The 19,424-nt window shown below is 65.0% G+C and carries 20 protein-coding genes; 8 read left to right on the top strand and 12 right to left on the bottom strand.

The annotated features are described in order from the left end of the window. Window position 1 precedes the first annotated feature (1 nt). The 4 genes from LJX93_RS23595 to LJX93_RS23610 form a co-directional block, all read right to left on the bottom strand. A complete protein-coding gene (locus LJX93_RS23595; protein ID WP_033701674.1) occupies window positions 2-1,012 on the bottom strand; it encodes a zinc-dependent alcohol dehydrogenase family protein in 1,011 nt (336 codons plus the stop codon). 71 nt (window positions 1,013-1,083) lie between these two features. After that, window positions 1,084-1,674, bottom strand: coding sequence for an HAD family hydrolase (locus LJX93_RS23600; protein ID WP_095063849.1), 591 nt, complete (start codon window positions 1,672-1,674; stop codon window positions 1,084-1,086). Next, window positions 1,671-2,540: an acyl-CoA thioesterase II gene (tesB, locus tag LJX93_RS23605; RefSeq protein ID WP_033701677.1), complete on the bottom strand. Its 870-nt coding sequence runs from the start codon at window positions 2,538-2,540 to the stop codon at window positions 1,671-1,673. Before tesB ends, LJX93_RS23600 begins: the two co-directional genes overlap by 4 nt. 95 nt (window positions 2,541-2,635) lie before the next feature. Continuing rightward, window positions 2,636-3,205, bottom strand: a complete 570-nt coding sequence (locus LJX93_RS23610; RefSeq protein ID WP_033701678.1) for a GNAT family N-acetyltransferase — start codon at window positions 3,203-3,205, stop codon at window positions 2,636-2,638. A gap of 180 nt (window positions 3,206-3,385) precedes the next feature. Between LJX93_RS23610 and LJX93_RS23615 the strand changes: the two genes are divergently transcribed. Together LJX93_RS23615 and LJX93_RS23620 are read left to right on the top strand one after the other, a co-directional pair. Further along, window positions 3,386-4,300, top strand: a complete 915-nt coding sequence (locus LJX93_RS23615) for a histone deacetylase (protein ID WP_227696474.1) — start codon at window positions 3,386-3,388, stop codon at window positions 4,298-4,300. Between the two features lie 149 nt (window positions 4,301-4,449). Next, window positions 4,450-5,697, top strand: a complete 1,248-nt coding sequence (locus tag LJX93_RS23620) for a TIGR03862 family flavoprotein (RefSeq protein WP_156311393.1) — start codon at window positions 4,450-4,452, stop codon at window positions 5,695-5,697. 73 nt (window positions 5,698-5,770) lie between these two features. Here LJX93_RS23620 and LJX93_RS23625 read toward each other — a convergent pair whose 3' ends face one another. The 4 genes from LJX93_RS23625 to LJX93_RS23640 form a co-directional block, all read right to left on the bottom strand. Next, window positions 5,771-7,102 carry a DEAD/DEAH box helicase gene (locus LJX93_RS23625; protein WP_033701681.1) on the bottom strand — a complete coding sequence of 444 codons (1,332 nt, stop codon included), beginning with the start codon at window positions 7,100-7,102 and terminating at the stop codon, window positions 5,771-5,773. A gap of 55 nt (window positions 7,103-7,157) precedes the next feature. Further along, complete coding sequence (yedA, locus tag LJX93_RS23630) at window positions 7,158-8,078, bottom strand: drug/metabolite exporter YedA (protein ID WP_156311377.1); 921 nt, start codon at window positions 8,076-8,078, stop codon at window positions 7,158-7,160. 391 nt (window positions 8,079-8,469) lie between these two features. Continuing rightward, the gene (locus LJX93_RS23635; protein ID WP_156311438.1) at window positions 8,470-8,964 is read right to left on the bottom strand and encodes an NYN domain-containing protein; all 495 of its coding nucleotides are present in this window, start codon (window positions 8,962-8,964) and stop codon (window positions 8,470-8,472) included. Window positions 8,965-9,021: 57 nt separating this feature from the next. Further along, window positions 9,022-9,783, bottom strand: coding sequence for a DUF2076 domain-containing protein (locus tag LJX93_RS23640; protein ID WP_033701683.1), 762 nt, complete (start codon window positions 9,781-9,783; stop codon window positions 9,022-9,024). 167 nt (window positions 9,784-9,950) lie between these two features. Between LJX93_RS23640 and LJX93_RS23645 the strand changes: the two genes are divergently transcribed. Next, complete coding sequence (locus LJX93_RS23645) at window positions 9,951-10,607, top strand: YciC family protein (protein WP_047582415.1); 657 nt, start codon at window positions 9,951-9,953, stop codon at window positions 10,605-10,607. A 107-nt stretch (window positions 10,608-10,714) separates the two neighbouring features. Further along, window positions 10,715-11,299, top strand: coding sequence for a hypothetical protein (locus LJX93_RS23650; protein ID WP_227696475.1), 585 nt, complete (start codon window positions 10,715-10,717; stop codon window positions 11,297-11,299). A 6-nt stretch (window positions 11,300-11,305) separates the two neighbouring features. Here LJX93_RS23650 and hrpB read toward each other — a convergent pair whose 3' ends face one another. Continuing rightward, window positions 11,306-13,831 carry an ATP-dependent helicase HrpB gene (hrpB, locus tag LJX93_RS23655; RefSeq protein WP_227696476.1) on the bottom strand — a complete coding sequence of 842 codons (2,526 nt, stop codon included), beginning with the start codon at window positions 13,829-13,831 and terminating at the stop codon, window positions 11,306-11,308. A 117-nt stretch (window positions 13,832-13,948) separates the two neighbouring features. Here hrpB and LJX93_RS23660 point away from each other — a divergent pair, with 117 nt between their 5' ends. Both LJX93_RS23660 and LJX93_RS23665 read left to right on the top strand, forming a co-directional pair. Then, a complete protein-coding gene (locus tag LJX93_RS23660) occupies window positions 13,949-14,368 on the top strand; it encodes a hypothetical protein (RefSeq protein ID WP_047582423.1) in 420 nt (139 codons plus the stop codon). Window positions 14,369-14,393: 25 nt separating this feature from the next. Further along, entirely contained in the window at window positions 14,394-15,263 is an 870-nt protein-coding gene (locus LJX93_RS23665; protein WP_227696477.1) for a cation diffusion facilitator family transporter, read from the top strand. Between the two features lie 11 nt (window positions 15,264-15,274). Here the strand turns inward: LJX93_RS23665 and LJX93_RS23670 are convergent, their stop codons facing one another. Further along, entirely contained in the window at window positions 15,275-16,102 is an 828-nt protein-coding gene (locus LJX93_RS23670) for a DUF6515 family protein (protein ID WP_047582409.1), read from the bottom strand. A gap of 397 nt (window positions 16,103-16,499) precedes the next feature. Here LJX93_RS23670 and LJX93_RS23675 point away from each other — a divergent pair, with 397 nt between their 5' ends. Further along, window positions 16,500-16,976, top strand: coding sequence for an Lrp/AsnC family transcriptional regulator (locus LJX93_RS23675; RefSeq protein WP_003249795.1), 477 nt, complete (start codon window positions 16,500-16,502; stop codon window positions 16,974-16,976). 53 nt (window positions 16,977-17,029) lie between these two features. After that, window positions 17,030-17,233 (top strand): DUF2788 domain-containing protein, encoded by a 204-nt coding sequence (locus LJX93_RS23680; protein WP_033701689.1) that lies wholly within the window; start codon window positions 17,030-17,032, stop codon window positions 17,231-17,233. Window positions 17,234-17,287: 54 nt separating this feature from the next. On the opposite strand, the gene LJX93_RS23685 is transcribed toward LJX93_RS23680, so the two are convergent. Next, the gene (locus LJX93_RS23685; RefSeq protein WP_095063855.1) at window positions 17,288-17,923 is read right to left on the bottom strand and encodes a pseudouridine synthase; all 636 of its coding nucleotides are present in this window, start codon (window positions 17,921-17,923) and stop codon (window positions 17,288-17,290) included. A 6-nt stretch (window positions 17,924-17,929) separates the two neighbouring features. Further along, window positions 17,930-19,393: an AMP nucleosidase gene (amn, locus tag LJX93_RS23690; protein ID WP_033701693.1), complete on the bottom strand. Its 1,464-nt coding sequence runs from the start codon at window positions 19,391-19,393 to the stop codon at window positions 17,930-17,932. Between the last annotated feature and the right edge of the window lie 31 nt (window positions 19,394-19,424).

Raw genomic sequence — 19,424 nt, forward strand, 5'->3', positions numbered from 1 at the left:
ACTACCAGGTCAGGCAGATCTTGCCGAAATGCTTGTTGCTCTCCTGGTAGCGGAAGGCATCGACGATCTGCTCCAGCTCGAAGTGTTTGTCCACCACCGGCCGCAAGCCATTGGCATCGATCGCCCGCACCATTGCCTGCTGCTGAGCCCGGCTGCCGACCAGCACGCCCTGCAAGCGGATCTGCCGCACCAGCGCCTGCACCAGCGGCAACTGCCCTGCCACCCCGGTAAGGATACCGATCAACGACACATGCCCGCCGATACGCGCGGCAATCATCGATTGCTCCAGGGTCGCCGGGCCGCCGACTTCGATCACATGGTCGACACCGCGATTGCCGGTAAGCTCACGCACCTTCTCGCCCCAGGCCGGGGTGCTCTTGTAGTTGATCAGGTGGTCGGCGCCCAGGGCCTTGAGGCGCTCGAGCTTGGCATCGCTGGACGACGTGGCGATCACCGTCGCACCCGCCAGCTTGGCGAACTGCAAGGCGAATATCGACACCCCGCCCGTGCCCTGCACCAGCACGGTATCGCCGGGCTTGAGGTGGTCGTCGCTCATCAAGGCACGCCAGGCGGTAAGGCCTGCGGTGGTCAGCGTGGCCGCTTCGGCGTGGCTGTAACCCTTGGGCGCCAGGGTGAAGGACGTGGCACGCGCGGTGACCTGCGCACGGGCGTAGCCATCCAGGCCATCACCGGGCACCCGGGCAAACCCTTCGACATTGGCCTGGCCGTCGAGCCAGTCGGGGAAGAAGGTGCTGACAACATTGTCACCCACCTGGAATTCGCTGACGCCGGCCCCCACCGCCGTCACTTCACCGGCACCGTCGGCCATGGGGATGCGCCGCTCGCTCGGCCCCCACATGCCGCTGACCACGGCGAAGTCGTGGTAGTTGAGGGAACTGGCGTGCAAACGCACGGTGATTTCGCCGGCCTGTGGCGCAAGCGCCTCGCAGGTGCCGACCTGGACGTTGGCGTAGCCGCCGCCAGGTTGGACGTAGATGGCCTTGCTGCTCATGGCTGGGTCTCCATCAAGGGAAAAATTTCGGTTCAGCATAGCCCGCGCAGGCAGCTTGCCAACACCAACGATCAGCCGAGCATCACCCGCAACGCCCGGCAATCCGCCGCATGCCAATCGGTCAATTGCGGCCACGGGTTGTCCGGCAGGTTGACCAGTATGGTCCGTGCCCCGGCCGCGCGCCCGCAATCCAGGTCGAAGCGGTAGTCACCGACCATTACCAGCTCGCGGGGCGCCACGCCCCATGCCCCGGCAATTTTCAAAAGGCCGTCCGGGCTAGGCTTGGGCGCGGCCTCGTCACGGCCAAGAATATGCTCCACCGCGAAGCAGTCAGCCAGGCCGATGGCCTCTAGTGTGACATGCGCAAGCTCGCGGGCATTGCGGGTCAGGATCGCCAGCCGACAGCCGCGCTCGGCCAGCTCGCGCACCAGCTCCACCGCGCCCGTCGCTGCCGTCGAGGCCAGCGCCAGGTCGCGTTCATGCTCCAGCAGCCAGGCGTGCTTGGCCGCCGCTTGCGCCGCCGGCAACGCCGCCAGGTGGGTCAGGATGTCGTGCTCGGACGGGATCTCCAGCGCTTCGCGGATTGCCGCAAAATCGTGCACCGCCACGGTCAGGGTGCCGTCCATGTCGAACACCCAGTTACGCACTTCGCTCAGGTTCATGCCCAGTCCTTGCGATGACGAATGAGGCCTTCCTGGCACGACGATGCCACCAGCTGCCCGGCCTGGTTGAAGATACTGCCCCGGCAGAAGCCGCGGGCATTGCCGGCCCAAGGGCTGTCGGTGGCGTACAGCAACCACTCGTCTGCACGCAGGTTGCCATGGAACCACAGCGAATGATCGAGGCTGGCGATCTGCATGTCGCGCTGCCACACCGATTTGCCATGGGGCAGCAGCGCGGTGGTCAGCAGGCCGAAGTCAGAGGCATAGGCCAGCAGGTACTTGTGCAGCGCTGGCACGTCCGGCAGGTTGCCGTCGGCACGGAACCAGGCGTACTTCACCGGGTCACCCGGCTTGGGGTTGAACGGGTCGCGCTCTGTGACCGGGCGGATTTCGATCGGCTTGGCGCACAACACCTTGTCGCGGATGCGTTCGGGCAGGTGCTCGGCCATGGCACTGGCCAGTTCGACTTCGCTGGGCAGGTTTTCCGGGCCGACCACATCCGGCATCTGCGCCTGGTGCTCAAAGCCCTCTTCGTCGTACTGGAACGACGCGCTGCAGGTGAAGATGGTGTGGCCCTTCTGAATCGCGGTCACCCGCCGGGTGCTGAAGCTGCCACCGTCACGTACCCGGTCTACCGAATAGACCACCGGCAAGCTGGCATCGCCAGGGCGCAGGAAGTAGCCATGCAACGAATGCACGTGGCGCGCGTCCTCGACCGTCTGGCTGGCCGCCGACAATGACTGGCCCAGCACCTGCCCGCCGTACAGCTGGCGGAAGCCCAGGTCCTGGCTGCGTCCACGGAACAGGTTCTCCTCGATGGACTCGAGGCTCAACAGGTCGACCAGGTCGTCCAACACATGACTCATCGGGGGTTCTCCTAGCAAGGCATCACGGCTCTACAGCACTTTCATGAAGGCAAATGATACAGGGTTTGTCATTCGCACCGCGCATGGCCATCCATTCAGCCACGCAGGGTCTGCTCCCAGTGTGCACGGTCGATGCGGTACAGCACATGCGGGCGCAACGGGTGGCCGGCCGGCAGGCGCGGGTGTTCGAAACTGCCGCTCGGGTCTTGCAGCATGCCAACGGCCTGCATGACCTTTTGCGAGGGCAAGTTGCTCTCGCTAGTGAACGACACCACCTCATCCAGGCGCAATTGGGCGAAGGCACAACGCAGGCACGTCCAGGCGGCCTCGCTGGCAAAGCCCAGGCCCCAGTGGCGCCGCGCCAGGCGCCAGCCGATTTCCACTGCAGGCGCAAAGTCGGCATCGAAGCTGACGTGCAACAGCCCGGTCATGCCGATGAACGCGCCGCTGTCCTTGCGCTCCAGCGCCCACAGGCCGAACCCGTACTCATTGAAGTGGCCACGGATACGCCCGATCAGCGCAGCCGCCTCCAGGCGCGTCAGCGGCGCCGGGAAGTAGCGCATCACCTGAGGGTCGGCGCACAGCGCAGCGAACTCGCGCAGGTCGTCGTCATGCCATTGGCGCAGCACCAGCCGTGCGCTTTCCAGTTGGGGGATGGGGGTCATGGGGTGTGCTCCGGTTTTGCTGTCTTGCAGTTTACAGCGTAGGCGCGGGCGAAGGTTTAACCCAGTGAGATCGAGCGCCGCCCGCGCGGCGCTTCGCGGGGCAAGCCCGCTCCCACGGGCAATAGCACCAACCGCCCAAGAACTGGCAAGATCAACACTGGCCCCGATTGCGAACTCACCATGCCGTTGCCGCTGATCTACCACGATGACTACAGCCCGGCGTTCCCCGCCGACCACCGCTTCCCGATGGACAAGTTTCGCCTGCTGCGCGACCACCTGGTCGACAGCGGCCTGATCCGCGACCAGGACCTGTTGCGCCCGCAGATCTGCCCCAACGACATCCTGGCCCTGGCCCACGACCGCGGTTACATCGAGCGCTACATGAACGGCGACCTGTCCCGCGAGGACCAGCGCCGCCTCGGCCTGCCCTGGAGCGAGGCGCTGGCCCGGCGCACCGTGCGCGCCGTGGGCGGCTCGCTGCTGTGCGCCGAATTGGCCCTAGAGCACGGCATCGCCTGCCACCTGGCCGGCGGCACCCACCACGCCCATTACGATCACCCCGCCGGCTTCTGCATCTTCAACGACCTGGCCGTGATCAGCCGCTACCTGCTGGAGGCCGGGCGGGTGCACCGGGTGCTGATCTTCGACTGCGACGTGCACCAGGGCGACGGCACCGCGCGCATCCTCCAGGACACACCCGACGCGATCACCGTGTCCCTGCACTGTGAACAGAACTTCCCGGCCCGCAAGGCGCAGAGCGACTGGGACATCCCCCTGCCCCGCGGCATGGGCGACGCCGCCTACCTCAAGGTCGTGGACGATGCCCTCAACTACCTGCTGCCGCTGTACCAACCTGACCTGGTGCTGTACGACGCCGGCGTGGATGTGCACAAGGACGACGCCCTGGGCTACCTGCAACTGACCGACGAAGGCCTGGCGGCCCGCGACGAAAGGGTCATGCGCCATTGCCTGGGCCGCGATATCCCGGTGGTGGGGATGATCGGCGGTGGCTACAGCAAGGACCGCGCAGCCTTGGCGCGGCGCCATGGCATCCTCCATCACAGCGCGGCGAAGGTCATCAGTTGTTCACAATGACTGTGGAACCGCCTGTGGATAAGCTGCGCGAAAGCTGCTGCAGCCCTTTGCCTGCGTGCCCTGCAAAGATCTGATCATTTTTTGACCAGTGCTTCCGCAGGGCCGGCTGCGCTAGAATGCGCACTCTTTTCCACAGCCTGCCGCCGCCCATGCCCGATCTACGCCCTTCATCCCCTCCCCTTGTCGCCGTCATCGGTGGCGGCCCCGCCGGCCTGATGGCCGCCGAAGCGCTGGCCCAGGCGGGCTTGGCGGTCGAGGTGTTCGATGCCATGCCCTCGGTAGGCCGCAAGTTCCTGCTGGCCGGTGTCGGCGGCATGAACATCACCCATTCCGAGCCCTACCCCGCTTTCGTCGCGCGCTACGCCGAACGCCAGGGCGAGATCGACGCCCTGCTGCGCAGCTTCGATGCCCAAGCCCTGCGCCAGTGGATTCACGGCCTGGGTATCGAAACCTTCGTCGGCACCTCGGGCAGGGTATTCCCTCGCGACATGAAAGCCGCCCCGCTGCTGCGCGCCTGGCTCAAGCGCCTGCGCGACAGCGGCGTAGTTATCCACACCCGCCATCGCTGGCTGGGCTGGCATGACGATGGCAGCCTGCGGATCGCTTATCCACAGGGTGAACGACGGGTGAAAGCGGCAGCCGTGGTGCTTGCGCTGGGTGGGGGCAGTTGGGCGCGCCTGGGTTCAGACGGTGCGTGGCAACCACTGCTGGCTGAGCGGGCTGTGGATATCTCGCCCTTGCAGCCGAGCAACTGTGGGTTTGAAGTCGAAGGCTGGAGCACCTTGCTCAAGGACAAGTTTGCCGGCGCACCGCTGAAGAACATTGCCCTCAGCGTGCCGGGCAGCCTGCCGCGCAAGGGCGAGTTCATTCTCACTGCGCAAGGGGTCGAAGGCAGCCTGGTGTACGCCTGGTCGGCGCTAGTGCGCGAGGCCATCAACCGCGAGGGCCGCGGGGTGCTGCTGCTGGATCTGTTGCCAGACCGGCCTGTGGATAAAATTGCTGAAGCGTTGGCCAGGCCGCGTGGTTCACGCTCGATGGCCAAGCACCTGCACAGCCAGCTGGGTATCGACGGGGTCAAGGCAGGCTTGTTGCGGGAGTTGACGGACCAGGCGACCTTCGCCGATCCGCAAGCGCTGGCTTGGGCGATCAAGGCGTTGCCGATTACCTTGGTGCGCGCCAGGCCGCTGGATGAAGCGATCAGCAGTGCCGGTGGGGTGCGCTTCGAGGGGCTGGATGCGGGGTTGATGGTCAAGGCGCTGCCGGGGGTGTTCTGTGCCGGCGAGATGCTGGACTGGGAGGCGCCGACGGGGGGTTATCTGCTGACGGCGTGCTTTGCCAGTGGGTTGCGGGCCGGGCGGGCAGCTGCGGATTGGGTGGCGGGCTTGTTCCACGAATAGAGGCACGCAGTGCCTGGCACCGGCTTCGCCGGTGTTCGCGGGGCAAGCCCGCGCCCACAGAGCCGCCGCTAGCTCAAGGCTTACGCTTACGCGGTCCGCCATTGAAGCTAGGCACCTTACGCACCGCTTTAACAGCTGGCGCCGGGCTAGCCGCCTCGGCACTGTCCATCCAGCGCCCCAGGCCACGCTTGGCGCTGTTCTCTTTCGGCTTCTTGGCCTTCTTCGGCTTCTTGATCACCTGCCCACTGGCATCGGTCATCGGCACCCGGTGTTCAGGGATGAAGTCCGGCTCTTCGTGCCGCGGCAAAGTCTGGCGAATCAGCGTTTCGATCGACGCCAGCATCTGCACTTCGTCGGCACACACCAGCGAAATCGCCTCACCTTTGTTGCCAGCACGCCCCGTGCGGCCGATACGGTGCACGTAATCCTCGGCGACAATCGGCAGGTCGAGGTTGACCACCAGCGGCAGATCGTCGATGTCCAGCCCGCGTGCGGCCACATCGGTTGCCACCAATACCTGGATCTCACGCGCCTTGAAGGTATCCAGGGCACGCTGGCGCGTCGCTTGCGGGCGGTCGCCATGGATGCCATCGGCGTTGATACCTTCGCTGAGCAAGCGCTCTACCAACTGGTCGACACCGTTGCGGGTCTTGGCGAACACCAGCACCTGGCTCCAGCGCTGCTTGCGCAGCAAGTGGCAGAACAGGTCGGCCTTGCGCTTCTTGTCCACAGGCACCAGCCACTGCTTGACGGTGGAGGCGGCGGCGTTGCGCGGGCTGACTTCGATGCTCAGCGGGTCGTTCAGGGCCAGGCCGGCGAGCACCCGGATCTGGTCCGAGAAGGTCGCGGAAAACAGCAACGTCTGGCGCTTGCGCGGCAGCGCGGCGTACACCGACTGCAGCTCTTCGGCAAAGCCCAGGTCGAGCATGCGGTCGGCTTCGTCAAGCACCAGGGTCTGCACCTGGTTGAACTTCACGGCGTTCTGGCGGAACAGGTCGAGCAAGCGACCTGGGGTTGCCACCAGCAGGTCGACGCCACGGCGCAGGCGCATCATCTGCGGGTTGATACTGACGCCGCCGTACACCGCATAGGTGCTCAGCGGCAGGTTCTCGGCATATTCGCGCACGTTGTTGTGCACCTGCTCGGCCAGCTCGCGGGTGGGTACCAGCACCAGCGCGCGGATCGAGTTGCTGGCAACCTTCTCACCTTCCAGCGCCAGGCGCTGCAGCACCGGCAGGGCGAAGCCTGCGGTCTTGCCGGTGCCGGTCTGGGCTGCGGCCATCAGGTCGCGGCCGGCCAGCACGGCAGGGATGGCCTGGGCCTGGACCGGGGTCGGGGTGGTGTAGTCCAGCTGCTGCAGGGTACGCAGCAAGGGTTCGATCAGGCCGAGTTTGGCGAAATTCATGGCAATACCGTCAGGGGGTTCAGCGAAGGCGGCAAGTTTACCGCAACACCCCCGCTTACTTGCAGATTTCGCCCTTCAGCGGTTGCGCAGGTTGTGGTGCCTTGCGCCACTGCGGCAGGCCAATCAGCACCACTGCGCCAATGATGACTGCCATGGCCACGCATTCTTCGGCGCCGATCTGCTCACCGGCGAAGACGATACCCAACAGCACCGCCACCGCCGGGTTGACGTAGGCATAGCTGGTCGCGGCTGCCGGGCGTACATGCTTGAGCAAGTACATGTAGGCACTGAACGCGAGGATCGAGCCGAAGAACACCAGGTAGGCCAGCGCGCCCCAACCGGCGGCGGTCGGCATCTGGGTCATGCGCTCGCCCGACACCACGCTGCCCAGCAGCAACACTGCCCCGCCCACCAGCATTTCGGCGGCACTGGCCATCGGCCCCTGGGGCAACGGCAAGCTCTTGCTCCACACCGAACCGAATGCCCACGACGCCGCCGCAAACAGAATCAGTGCTGCGCCAACCGGGCTTGCCTGCAAGTTCGAGCCGAGGTTGAGCAGGCCGATACCGACCAGCCCAAGGCCGATGCCCGCCCACTCGAGCCGCGAATTACGGTGACCGAACAGCAAGCCGAACACCAGGGTGAACAGTGGCACCGTCGCCACCGCCAGCGCCGCCACGCCTGAGGCGACACCGGCGTGCTCGGCCACGGTCACACCGCCATTGCCGCAGCTGAGCAGCAGAAAGCCGATTGCCCCCGCCGCCCGCCATTGCGGCCAGGTCGGCGCCGGCACACCCCGCCAGCGCAGGAAGCCGTACAGCAAGCCCCCGGCGATCAGAAAGCGCACCCCCGCCATGAGCATCGGTGGCCAGGACTCGACGCCAATGCGAATGAACAGATAGGTGGACCCCCAGACCAGATACAGGGCCATAAAGGCGCCGATAAGCAGCAGCGGGAAGCGACGGGAGGCAGGCATGGCAAGGTTACTCAAAATCCGTTTACGGGTGGCTTAGTTTAGAAAGGCCACCGAGCATTAATAAGTTACAAAACCAGAATAAATGAGCGGCACACTTGGTGGGGGGAGCGAGTTTGACGGTAGGTTTTCAGCGCCTGTGAGATCGAGCGCCGCCCGCGCGGCGCTTCGCGGGGCAAGCCCGCTCCCACATCTATTTCGGGCCAGTGATGCCTGATGCATTGGCGCGCGCCCTTTTAGTGCCCGCCTCAATATCGAGTCGACAAACAAGGCGGTCGCGCGCTGGTACTGGTTTTCATTGGCCCGAAATAGATGTAGGAGCGGGCTTGCCCCGCGAAGCGCCGCGCGGGCGGCGCTCGATCTTATGGGCGCTGAAGATGTAATGGCGAACCCCTCAATGACGCAACAACAACCGCCCCTCAATAGGCACATACCGGCTCGCAGCGCGGATCAGTGACATCGCAGTAAGCCCGGGCACGCCATACACCACCGCTTCAGCACCGTGACGCTGGATGACCCGCTCCAGCAACAGGTCGAAGTCACCATCACCCGAGGCCAGCACCACCTGGTCCACGCGGCTGGCCGCATCGATCACATCCAGGGTGATGCCCACATCCCAGTCACCTTTGGCCGAGCCATCGCTGCGCTGGATGAACGGTTTCAGGCGTACCTCGAAACCCAGGTTGCGCAAAATTTGCTGAAACTGCTGCTGCTTGCTGTCACCGCGGTCGATGGCATAGGCCACGGCCTCGACGATCTGCCCTTCACGGCTGACCTCGGCCCACAGCGCGGCGTAGTTGAAATGACAACCGTGCGCCTGGCGCACGGTGTAGTAGAGGTTCTGCACGTCGGCGAACAACGCGATCTTTTTCACCTGGAACCCCTTCATCTGATGGAATTCGGGGCTGCCCTGCAGCCCCAAAATGCCAGCAGTATGCCAGACCCGTCAGACGTAGGAATCGTCGTCGGAGAAGAAGCCCCCATCATCACTGCCATAATCGGTATCGGCGTAACCGCCCTGGTCATTGCCCCAGCCGCCGTTGTCGGCCACTTGCTGCTGCCCGCCCTGGTCATTCCAGCCACCGCTGTCGCTGGCAGGGGTCGGTTCTTCCTTGATCACCTCGGCCACTTCCTCAGGCTGCGAGTTGTGGTTGAACAGGCTGCTGATACCTTGCGCCAGCAATACCCCGCCTGCCACACCGGCAGCAGTCTGCATCGCGCCACCCAGGAAGCTGCTGGCGCCACCCCGCGCCGGGGCTGCGCCGAAGCCTTGCTGCTGTTGCTGCGCAGGCTGCTGGTTAAAGCCCGGCGCAGACGGTTCACGCCAGCCACCGCCGGCAGAAACAGGCGCCGAAGGCCGCTGCGGTTGCACCGCCGGTGGCGCACTGCGCCCGCCCGAACCAAAGATGCTCGACAGAAAACCACCGCCGCTGTTGCTCGGGGCGTTGCTACCCGCACGGCTGGCTTCGGCTTGGGCGCGGGCCTGCTTGAGCTCCGCTTCAAGTTGCTTGTTCTGCTCGTCCAGGCGCTTGAGCGCAGCTTCCTGAACCAGGATCGCCTGGGCCATGTAATACGGCGCCGCCGGCTGCTGACGCAGGTGTTCCTCGATGCACGCCTGGGCCTGGGCATCGCGGGGCTGGCTTGGGTCTTCAGCTTGCTTGATGCGGCCGAACAGGCTATCGATCAGGGTTTGTTCTTCAGTGTTCATGAGGCGACCTCGTGGGGAAGCGGGACAACGGACAGCGTCAAAGATGGGGGGTGCAGGCATGGGATTCAATCACCACGGCGGTGAAACTTTTTTCAGCAAGTGACAGCTGCGCGCCCGCTTTGGGCTAAAGTTAGGCCCCTGCTTTTACTGCCATGCGATGTTGACCGATGAATCCGCTGAGCGTTCTGCGCGACTCCCTGTACTTCTTCCGCCGCCACCTGCCAAACATTCTCCAGCTGTGCCTGCCGCTGGTGGTGCTTGAAGCCTTGCTCACCCAGCTGCTGTACCGGCAGTTGGGCGACCAGGCGTCGCCGGCTTACGGCATGCTGGTCAGCCTGCTGTTCTACCCGTTGTACAGCGCGGCGCTGATCCTTTATCTCGACACCCGCAGCAACGGCCAGGACATCGCCAAGCGCGACCTGTTCGCCCGCGCCCTGCAACTGTGGCCGCAACTGGCCCTGCTGATTCTGATCAGCTCACTGCTGATCATGGCGGGCCTGGCGCTGTTCATCTTCCCGGGCGTGTGGATCATGATCAACCTGGTGTTCGCCGAATACCTGCTGGTGCTGCGTGGCCTGCCGGTGGTGCAGGCGATGCGCGAAAGCGCGCGGATGACCACCGGCCACTTCATGCGCATCATGATCTGCGTGCTGGGCGTGCTGGCGCCGATCTGGCTGATCGACGGGCTGTTGCTGATGGCCTTCCCGGAGCCAGCCCCCGGCATGGAACTGGCCATGGACAGCCTGAGCGGCTTCTTGCAGCTGTTCAGTACTGTGGTGCTGTACCGCCTGTTCACGTTGCTGGAGGCGGATAGCGGCGCCTGACGCCCGTGACCTTGCACAAGGCGTGCGCCGTGGAAGACCTGCACGCTGCCAGCATGGTCCCGTATCAGTGAACGTGGCGGCTCGCGACCTTAAGACACGGAGCCGCCATGATCACTTCCACAGCCGATTGCCGTTGGGCAGCAAGCGATAGCCATTGGGCAGAAAGTGCCGAGATATTCCTCGGCACTCTGCAGGCCCTCGATCCGGCAACCACTCTCGAAAGCCTTCCGCGCGAGATGCCCAAATCCGTCTACCTCAGCCTGTTCAAAGACGCTGATCAGCAGGTGATCAGCGGCCAAAGTGATTGGCTGATTGCAGGCCATCAGAAGCCTGCCAGCGTGTTTCGTTTTCTGTTTCACTCGAAAGAACCCGATCGCCTGCATTTCATGATCACCGGCAGCGGAGCGGACCACGAGAAGAAGATGGGGGTCAGCCGCAACGGCTACCTTGGGCTATACCAGTACGCCAGCGTGTCCGCCCCCTTCAAGTTCGAACCCCTGTACTGGAGCGACGACAGCTTGATATGCCGTTGGCGTGATCATCAAGGGCATACGGTGCGGCTCGACCACGACCAGACCGTGGCCGATCCTTTCTTTTCTTACCTGCGAGTCTTGGAGGGCAAAGAAACCATCTTCCTCCTCACGCGGGTTTGCAACGGACGCCCTGTGCAGGCACCGAGTAATTCCGCCTGAAACCCATCAGGTACCCCGAGGCTTGGCCCGCGCCGTGGCTTCGGCCACCAGCGGGTCATCCGGCCAGTAGTGCTTGGGGTAGCGGCCCTTGAGGTCCTTCTTCACCTCGGCATAGGTCGTGCGCCAGAAGTTGGCCAGGTCCTGGGTCACCTGCACCGGCCGGCGTGCCGGTGACAGCAGGTGCAGCTTGACCTGCTGACGCCCCTGGGCAATGCGTGGGGTATCTGCCAGGCCGAACAGCTCCTGCAAACGCACGGCGAGAATGGGCGGGTATTCACTGTAGTCCAGGCGGATGTTCGAGCCAGACGGCACGGCCAGATGCGCCGGCGCCCACTCATCCAGACGCTGCGGCAACGGCCATGGCAGCAGGTTGCGCAGGATCGACGACAGGTCCAGCGCGGCAAAATGGCTCAAGCGCGAGACCTTGCCCAGGTAGGGTTGCAGCCAATCTTCCAGGCTGGCCAGCAGCGCTTCGTCGCCCAGATCAGGCCACTCGCTCTGCCCGTTCTTCTCCAGGTCCAGCTGGCGCAGCAAGGCCACCCGCGCCTGCCACTGGCGCAACTCTGGCGTCCAGGTCAGCAGGTTCAGGCCTTTGCGCCGTACCAGGCCGAGCAGCGCCTTGGCGCGGGCTTCATCGTCCAGGCCAGGCAACGGTTCGCGGCTGAGCACCAGCTCGCCGACCTTGGTCTGGCGTTCGGCACGCAGCACCTGTTCGCGCTCGTCCCAGTCGAGCAGGTCGACACGCTCGACCTGCTCGGCCAGCACACCGTCGAGCAGCGCCGGGTCGAACTCGGCGGCCAGGTAGATGCGTTCCTCACGCTGGCCCTGACGGCTGCCCAGGTCGGCAATCACCAGCCACGGGCACTTCATCAAGGCATCGACCTCGGCGAACAATGCCGCGCGGCCATTGGCCAGGCGGTACTCGGCGCCGCCTTCGCGTCGCTGCTGGGCGACCCGGTCGGGGTAGGCCAGCGCCAGCAACGCGCCCAACCAGCGTGGATGGTCGGGGTCGGCGACGCCCGCACCCACCTTGCCGCGCAGCAGCCCACGGTACTGGCGGGCCAGCTGCCGCGCACGCTGCACACCGCTCTGCCCGCCTCGGGATGCTTTGCTTTCACCACTGACCAGCGCCAGCCGGCTGTGCAGGTCGGCGCCGCCGCCACGCTGGATATCACGCTCGCCCAGCAAGGCCGCAACATCACAGGCCATGGTGGCCAGCCCCAGGTCCTGGCCGCGCAGCAGCAAGTGAGCGATGCGCGGATGGGCCGGCAGTTCGGCCATCGCCTGGCCGTGCTCGCTCAAGTTGTCGCGGCTGCCGGCCTTGAACGCGTTGAGCCGTGCCAGCAGGTCCTGGGCCTGGGAGAACGCCGCCGCTGGTGGCTGGTCCAGCCAGCGCAACTGATCGGGGGTGACGCCCCAGCGGGCCAGTTGCAAGGCCAGCCCCGCAAGGTCGGCCTGGAGTATTTCTGCGCTGCCATGGGCGGCCAGCTGGTCATGCTGGGCCTCGGACCACAGCCGGAAGCACACCCCCGGTTCCAGGCGCCCGGCACGGCCGGCGCGCTGGGTGGCACTGGCGCGGGAGATGCGCTGGGTATCGAGCCGCGTCATGCCGCTGCCGGGGTCGAAGCGCGGCACTCGCGCCAGGCCTGCGTCCACCACCACGCGCACGCCGTCGATGGTCAGGCTGGTTTCCGCGATGTTGGTGGCCAACACCACCTTGCGCATACCGCTGGGCGCGGGGTCGATGGCCGCGCGCTGCGCGTTCAGGTCGAGTTCGCCATGCAGCGGGCACAGCAGGATACCCGGGCGGTCAGCCAATGCTTCCTGAAGGTGCTGATGCACCCGGCGAATCTCCGCCTGGCCAGGCAGAAACACCAGTACGCTGCCTGGCTGCTCCGCCAGGGCCTGCAGGACACACTCGACGACCCGTGGCTCGACGAATTCACCAGGCTGGTAGGGCCGCCCCCAGCGGATATCCACCGGGTGCATGCGCCCTTCACTGCTGACCACCGGCGCGTCGTCGAGTAGCCGCGACAGGCGCTCGCCTTCCAGGGTCGCCGACATCAGCAAGATCTTCAGCGGCTCGTCACGCAGCAACTCGCGGCCATTGAGGCTCAGCGCCAGCGCCAGGTCGGCGTCCAGGCTGCGTTCGTGAAATTCATCGAAGATCAGCAACCCCACGCCCTCCAGCCCTGGGTCGGCCTGCAGCCGGCGGGTGAGGATACCCTCGGTGACCACTTCAATACGGGTCCTGGGCCCGACCTTGCTGTCCAGGCGGATGCGGTAGCCGACGGTTTCCCCGACCTTTTCCCCCAGCTCGCTGGCCAGCCTTTCGGCGGCCGCGCGGGCCGCCAGGCGGCGCGGTTCGAGCATCACGATGGTCTGCCCGGCCAGCCACGGCGCGTCCAGCAACGCCAGGGGCACGCGGGTGGTCTTGCCAGCGCCGGGCGGCGCTTCGAGCACGGCTTCGTCGCGGTTTTCCAATGCCTGGCGCAAGGCGGGCAACACGGTATCGATCGGTAATGAAATCATGGTGGTCCTCGAACAGTCGGGCGAGTATAACGGCGAACCCAGCCTGCTCTATCATGGTCTTAGCTTCAGGTGCTGGCGCTTCGCTTGCCCCTGCTGAATACCTTTTCGGAGATTTACATGCGTATCCCATCCCGTGTCATCGGCGGCGCCCTCATCGTCACCTTGCTGACCCAGCTGACGGCCTGCGGCACGCTGTTCTACCCAGACCGTCGCGGGCAGATCGACGGCAAGATCGACCCCGTGGTAGCCGCCATGGACGCCATCGGCATCCTGTTCTACGTGATCCCCGGGCTGATCGCCTTCGGCATCGACTTCGCCACCGGCGCCATCTACTACCCCGGCGGGCGCACCGCCCAGGTCGCCCCGGAAAAACTGCGCGAAGCGGTAAGCCCCGATGGCAAGGTCGACAACCTCAAGCTGCAGGCCATCCTCGAAAGCGAGCTGGGCCAGCGCCTGCCGCTGAACGACCCGCGCCTGATCCAGCAGCGTGGCAGCGTCGAGCAACTGGCGGCCTACCAGCGGGTACCGGCTGCCTGAACCACACAAGGACATCGCCCACAGCATGATCACCCCGGCTGAACACCAGCGCCTGCTGCGCCTGGCCACCCGCGCCTCACTGGCGGTGGCCAGCATCCTGGTGCTGAGCAAGGCACTGGCCTGGTGGCTGAGCGGCTCGGTCAGCTTGCTGGCCGGGCTGACCGATTCGGCACTGGACGCCGTGGCCTCGTTTCTCAACCTGCTCGCCGTGCATTACGCCTTGCGCCCGGCCGATGACGACCACCGGTTCGGCCACGGTAAGGCCGAGGCCCTGGCCGGCATGGCGCAGGCGCTGTTTATCGGGGTCAGCGCGGTGTTGATCGGGGTGCAGGCGGTCGAACGCCTGCAAACGCCACAACCGTTGGGCGACACCACGGGCGGCATCGCGGTGATGCTGCTTTCGCTGGTGCTGACCATTGCCCTACTGGCGTTGCAGCACAAGGTCATTCGCCTGACCGGCTCTACGGCGGTGCGCGCCGACTCACTGCACTACCGCTCCGACCTGCTGCTCAATGGCAGCATCTTGCTTGCCCTGTTGCTGACGCAGTTTGGCTGGTCGCAACTGGACGCCCTGTTCGGGCTGGGCATTGCCTTCTACATTCTCTGGAGCGCCCTGCAAATCGCGCGGGAAAGCACCGCCATCCTGATGGACAAGGCGCTGCCCGGCGAGGTTGGCGAGCAGATGGCCGCCCTGGTGCTGGCCATCCCCGGGGTGAAAGGGGTGCATGACCTGCGCACGCGGGTATCGGGCAACCAGTGGTTCGTGCAGTTGCACCTGGAGTTGCCTGGGGAGCTGGCGCTGCATGAGGCGCACGGCTTGTGCGTGGAGGCATCGAAGGTGATCCGCCAGCGTTATCCACAGGCGGATGTGATGGTGCACGCGGACCCGGTGTAGGCGCGTCAGCTTCAGTTGATGCTGTAACCACGCCCACTGAAACAGGCCCCCAGCGCACGCCGGTAGGTGTCTGTGACATTGCCCGGTGGCGCATAAACCGCCGTGGCCGGATCAAACCCAGACTGGCTCACCGCCCAACGATGGCATTGGTAGCGGTCCTGCTCCTGCTGCTCCTGCCCCTGGCCATTCATCGGATAGGCCACCACGTCGTAACCGTTGCCAGCCGGCACAGGCGCCGGCGCCACCCCCGGCGGGTTGACCACCACGTACTCGCGGCTGTCCGCCAGGTACTGGTAATAGGTATCGGCAACCAGGAAGAACAACGCCCCGCCCAACCATACCTCGCGGGCATACGACGGCAAGTATTCCACCCTTACCCCATAGGGCGGCGCCACGACGATGTAACTGCCGCCATGCGGCCGGTACCAGTAGCCGCCCGAGTAGAAGTAGTCCTGCCCGCGGTAGGGCACCTTCCAGTAGCGGTCAGGGAAGCGGTCGATGCTTTGCCCTGGCCGATACTGCGGCCCCGGCCCCCAGCCATTGCCATGCCCGTCCGGGCGCCCCTGCCAGTCACCGCCCGGCCGCTGCCCAGGCCCACCGGCCTGCCAGTGACGGTTATCGCCATTGCGCCGAGGGATGTCCTGGTAATAGCCCTCGCGCGGCGGCTGCGTCTGGCGCACTTCGTCGCGCGAGTTGAGCGGGGAGCGGCCCGCAGGGGCGCCATTGGGGTCGCCGCCATGCCCACCGTGCGCCTCATCCGGGCCTTGGGCCAAGGCGCCCAGACTGACGCTCAACGCAACCAAACCAACACCTGCCAACTGCCAGATGCGCGACTTCATGGTGTTCCTCTCGGTAAAAAATGACTGCAGCCGCTGCCAGTCTACCGCGCCGGCCACAGCGGCAAGTTAAAATCGCGGACATGAAAAAAGGGAGGCCGAGGGGCCTCCCTTTGGGAATTGTCGTCCGTGCTCGGCACTTGTGGCGCCGGCTCACCTCACGCCGTCTTCTGGACGGTGTGTAGCCCGGGGGCCTGGCGGATCCTGTTGGATGGCTGGCCGCGACCGCCCGCCTAGGGCGCGTCGCCGTGGACTGTTGTCCGGGCAGTGATTCTGTTGATAAAGATACCGAACCGAAGGTGACAGAGGATTGCGAAGATTGCTCAGATAAATAGCACTTGCGCAATTTTTCATCGCGGATTGATAATTCACCGCAATCGGAACAGAAAAGGCATATTCCATGAGCAAACTTGACCGCTACGACCTGAGCATCCTTGCCGAATTGCAGCGCGATGCGCGCATTTCCAACCAGGAGCTGGCCGAACGCATCGGCTTGTCACCTTCGCCGTGCTCGCGTCGGGTCAAGCAGCTGGAGGACGACGGCTACATTTCGCGTCAGGTTGCCCTGCTCGACCGCAAGAAGCTCGGCCTGAGCCTGACCGCCTATGTGCTGATCGGCATGGACCGCCACACCCCGGAGCGCTTCGAAACCTTCGAGGCCGCCATCCGCAACTTGCCGCAGGTGCTCGAATGCAGCCTGGTCACCGGTATGGACGCCGACTACCAGCTCAAAGTGGTGGTGCCAGACATGGACCATTACCAGAAATTGCTACTAGGCAGCCTGACCCGCATCGAAGGCGTCACCAGCGTGCGTTCGAGCTTCGTGCTCAACCAGGTGCTGGCCAGTACCGAACTGCCCTTGACGCACCTGCGTTGAATACCCGGGCGCCCGGCGTATGATCGAGCGTTCAGACTGCCTGGAGAACACAGATGGATCCCGCCGTATTCGAAGAATGGATGATGATCATCCTGGTCACCGTGCTGATCGGTTTCATGGGTTTCATCGTCTGGGACCTGGCGAAAAAGTCCAAGGCCGGGCGGTTTGGCACGATGATCCTGTTCTTCGTGCTGGGGCTGGGGGTGCTGGCCTTCATCATCAAAAGCGTGGTGGTGGCATTCCTGGAAGGCGTGTAGGCGCGCGACGCTTTACCTTGCGTAGCGAATGGGCCGCAAAGCGGCCCCCTGCACCTACCTCGACAGCTTCGCTGCAACTTCCCGCCAGCACCCCTGCTCCAGCCCATCCAGCGCCCAGTCACCAATGCGCACCCGCACCAGGCGCAATGTCGGTAACCCTACCGCCGCCGTCATCCGCCGCACCTGGCGGTTACGCCCCTCGCGAATCACCAGCTCCAGCCAACTGGTCGGCACGCTCTTGCGAAAGCGCACCGGCGGGTTGCGTGGCCACAGCTCGGGCTCATCCAGGCGCCGTGCTTCAGCCGGCAAGGTCGGCCCATCATTGAGTTCAACGCCTTCGCGCAGGCGTTGCAGTTGCTCGTCGCTCGCCTCGCCTTCCACCTGCACCCAATAGGTCTTGGCCAGTTTGTGCTTGGGGTCGGCGATGCGCGCCTGCAGGCCACCATCGTTGGTCAGCAGCAGCAAGCCTTCGCTGTCACGGTCCAGCCGCCCGGCCGGGTACACTCCGGGGATGTCGATGAAGTCCTTGAGGGTCGCGCGCCCTTGGCCATCACTGAACTGGGTCAGCACGTCGAACGGCTTGTTGAACAGGATCAGGCGTGGCTCGGCCGGCGGCGCCTTGGGCTGGCGACGCTGGTCGGCAGGCCGCGCCTGGGGGCGGCGCGGCTTGGAACGGGGTGGCAGGGGCATGGATCCTCAGCGGAACGGCGGCTCATCGAAGCTACGCAGTTTACGCGAGTGCAGCGAATTGAGCTCGGTACGCAGCAGATCCAGCGCAGCAATGCCGATCTTCAAGTGCTGGCTGACCGCGCGGTTGTAAAACGCGTTGGCCGACCCCGGCAGCTTGATCTCACTGTGCAGAGGTTTGTCGGACACACACAGCAAGGTGCCGTACGGCACACGCAGCCGGTAGCCCTGGGCGGCAATGGTGCCACTCTCCATGTCCACGGCCACCGCACGTGACAGGTTGATCAATGGCCGCTCCTGGGCCCAGCGCAGTTCCCAGTTACGGTCGTCGTAGGTCAGCACGGTGCCGGTGCGCAGGCGTTTCTTCAGCTCTTCGCCACGCTCACCGGTCACCTGTGCAGCCGCCTCCTGCAAGGCCAGTTGCACCTCGGCCAGGGCCGGGATGGGAATGTTCGGCGGCACCACGCGGTCGAGGATACCGTCGCGCCGCATATAGGCGTGCGCTAGCACATAGTCACCGATGGTCTGCGACTGGCGCAGGCCGCCGCAGTGGCCGATCATCAGCCAGCAGTGCGGGCGCAGCACGGCCAGGTGGTCGGTGATGTTCTTGGCATTGGAAGGGCCGACGCCGATGTTGACCAGGGTGACCCCGTCGCCGTCGCCCGCAATCAGGTGATAGGCCGGCATCTGGTAACGGTGCCAGACCACGCTGGCCACCAGGGCCTGGGTCTCGCCATGGTCCATGCCCTTTTCGATCACCACATTGCCCGGCAACACCATGCGCACGAAGCGCGGGTCTTCACGCAACTGCTCCAGGCCATGGCTGATGAACTGGTCGACATAACGGTGGTAGTTGGTCAGCAAGATCCACGGCTGCACGTGGCGCCAGTCGCTGCCGGTGTAATGCACCAGCCGGCGCAGCGAGAAGTCCACGCGCGCGGCATCGAACAAGGCCAACGGCAGGGTTTCGGTGCTGTCCCAGTCGTACAGGCCATCGGCGATATTGTCGGTGGCTGCCGACAGGTCGGTGCTGGGGAACACCCGCGCCAGCTGCGCCGCGGTGATACCGCTGCCGGCCAGTTCGTCGCCCTGGTCGACCACGTAGGGGTAAGGGATGTTCTGCTCGCTGACGCCGACTTCAACCGTCACGGTGTAGTCGTGCATGAGGGGACGCAACTGCTCCAGCAAATAGCCGCGGAAGGCGGCCGGCTGGGTGACGGTGACGCTATAGGTACCGGCTACCTGCACCTTGGCGTAAGCACGCGTGGTGGCCGCGACTTCACCTTGGCTGTAGTAGGTCAGGCGCAGCGCCGGGTAACGGAACAGCCCGCGTTCCTCGGCGTCTGGTTCGGTTCGGTCCTTGAGGTATTGCTTGAGGGCCTGGCTGAGGGCACCGGTGGCCTGAGCATGCAGGGCCGCCAGACGGTCGACGGCCTGTTCTGGGGTATCAACGACTACAAAAGCGTGGCTCACACTGTGCTTCCTGTCTGGACATGCATGTGGA

Origin of the sequence: Pseudomonas sp. HN2-3 (assembly GCF_020691745.1) — a bacterium.
In the GTDB taxonomy this organism is placed as follows: domain Bacteria; phylum Pseudomonadota; class Gammaproteobacteria; order Pseudomonadales; family Pseudomonadaceae; genus Aquipseudomonas; species Aquipseudomonas capeferrum.